Origin of the sequence: Micromonospora fiedleri (assembly GCF_016774385.1) — a bacterium.
Taxonomy (GTDB): domain Bacteria; phylum Actinomycetota; class Actinomycetes; order Mycobacteriales; family Micromonosporaceae; genus Micromonospora; species Micromonospora gifhornensis.
On sequence record NZ_JAETXL010000124.1, the window covers coordinates 1 to 439 of the forward strand.

Below are 439 nucleotides of genomic sequence, written 5' to 3' on the forward strand. Positions count from 1 at the left end.
TTCGGCAAGTACAAGGCGAAGGAGATCACCAAGGACAAGCCGCAGACCACCTTGGCCGACGGAGCCGGGGCCGAGGAAACAGTCAGGGAACTGCACGAGATCAAGGACTTCCTCCAGAACCCGGGCAAGTACCAGGCGCTGGGCGCGAAGATCCCGAAGGGCGTACTGCTGTTCGGCCCGCCCGGTACCGGTAAGACGCTGCGCGCCCGGGCGGTCGCCGGGGAGGCCGGGGTGCCGTTCTACTCGATCTCCGGTTCCGACTTCGTGGAGATGTTCGTCGGTGTCGGCGCCAGCCGGGTCCGCGACCTGTTCGAGCAGGCCAAGGCGAATGCTCCGGCGATCGTCTTCGTCGACGAGATCGACGCCGTCGGTCGGCACCGTGGTGCCGGCATGGGCGGCGGTCACGACGAGCGCGAGCAGACCCTCAACCAGCTGCTCG

1 protein-coding gene is annotated in these 439 nt (G+C 67.2%); it reads left to right on the forward strand.

What is annotated here, in order from left to right; all coding sequences use genetic code 11:
• On the forward strand, window positions 1-439 hold a 439-nt coding region (locus JMF97_RS30935), incomplete at both ends, for an AAA family ATPase (RefSeq protein WP_203224705.1).